The 1,598-nt window shown below is 70.3% G+C and carries 2 protein-coding genes; one reads left to right on the top strand and one right to left on the bottom strand.

The window, feature by feature from the left end:
• The coding region (locus I8N67_RS43645; protein WP_234047112.1) for a hypothetical protein at positions 1-227 on the bottom strand (227 nt) is incomplete at its 3' end.
• 205 nt (positions 228-432) lie between these two features.
• Here I8N67_RS43645 and I8N67_RS41415 point away from each other — a divergent pair.
• Positions 433-906 (top strand): exonuclease/endonuclease/phosphatase family protein, encoded by a 474-nt coding sequence (locus I8N67_RS41415; RefSeq protein WP_200309471.1) that lies wholly within the window; start codon positions 433-435, stop codon positions 904-906.
• Positions 907-1,598: the final 692 nt, after the last annotated feature.

Raw genomic sequence — 1,598 nt, 5'->3', positions numbered from 1 at the left:
TGACGTACGCGGGAGCGGCCATGCAGGGGGCCCTTCCTGTCCGGAGGAGGGGCCGTCTGCTGTATGCGGTGCGCCATGGACGAGCGGTGCACGCACTTCCTCTCCAGGGGGACGCCGACCTCGTACTCGCCCATGATTCCGACCCGGCCCGCCCCCCGTACCGGACGGTGGGCGGAGAAGCCCTCCTCGGCGAAGACCCGGTTGAGATGCGCGTACCGGTCGCCCACCCGCTCGCCGGCGGGCCGTGCTGACCCGCCAGGACCTGACCGGTGAACGCGGGGGTCACCCCTGGCCGACGGTGACGAGTGCCACCTGTGGGTCCTGCTGCCCACGCGGACCCTGCTGGAGCTCGACTATCGCGTGCGGATCGTGGGGCGCGAACGGTGCGTCGTGGAGGTGCAGGCGCCCAGTCCGTTCGGGACGATGTTGGTCGTGCACCACAAACCGAGCTGGGAGCGCGGCCAGGAGCGTGAACGTGAGGCGCAGGCCGTCGCTGCCGCCCGTCTCGTGGAGAGCATGGCGGGCGCCGGTCATGTCGTGCTGCTCGGAGGCTTCGATGCCACTCCTGAGAGCGCGAGAGTGCGGTTCTGGACGGGCCTGCAGTCGTTGAGCGGCCTGAGCGTGGGCTACCGCGACGCATGGGCGACGGCTCATCCGGGCGAGCCGGGCCACACCTGCTCCCCTGCCAACCCACTCGTACGACTGGGCGAGATGCCCGAGGAGGAAGGTCGGCGCGTCGACTACATCATGGTCCGCTGCGACGACTACGGGCCGACCCTGCGTGTCGGTCTGTGCGAGCAAGTCTTCTCCGAGCCGGTCGGCAGCGTATGGGCGAGCGACCATTACGGTCTCGTCGCCGACCTGCTGTTCCCCAGTCATCAGCCCGGCTCATGGGCTTCGGACTGAGGGACACTGCCCCGACGCTCTGCCGAAACGGGGCGAAGCTCGGCGGCTGGCCGCCGTGCGCGCCTCGCAGCCGGTTGCGGGTCTGGTCCACGGGCTGCGGGATGGTCGCCCGGATGTGCCGCTCGCGCGCGGCCATCACAGCAGTGAATGCCGGTGCGGCGCGCCCTGTCCGGAGGTGGTCGTGATGGCCAGGCCGAGCGGGTGTCGCCGGCCAGGTGGACCTTGGTGCTCAGGCCACCGCCGGGAGCGGCCGTGACGGGTGTACGAGGAGCAGGTTTACCCATGGGTGAATGGGCGATCCGGTAGTCCTGTGTGCCGCTGGCGCCGGTCCGTTGAGGTCTGCGTCCGGCAGAAACGCGAAGGGGCGAGTGCGGGGGAAATGGGGCGGAGCGGGTTACCCGCCGACGCCGGTCCGTTTAAGGCCCTGCTTGGCTACGGCGATACCACCGGTGGCCTGCGCTGTGAGAGAGCGCAGGGGCCCGAACGTCGCGGTACGTCTACCCCTCTGACCGCCGACAGACCCGGCTGCTCCGCGATGCGCCCGATGGCGGACCCGTCAACTGTTTCAGCGGGATCTTGCGAGGAACCCTGGGGCTTCAGCCCGAGGAGGAATCGCATCTTGAGGTGCGCGGCGCGGAGCGCCGCTGAGTCTTGCCGTGGGGAGACGGGCCAGGAGACCGGAGACCGGCCGG

The organism is Streptomyces adelaidensis (assembly GCF_016598475.1).
Lineage (GTDB): Bacteria > Actinomycetota > Actinomycetes > Streptomycetales > Streptomycetaceae > Streptomyces > Streptomyces adelaidensis.
The sequence above is the reverse complement of the archived record's forward strand: the minus strand, read 5'-3'. Positions and strand labels throughout refer to the sequence as shown.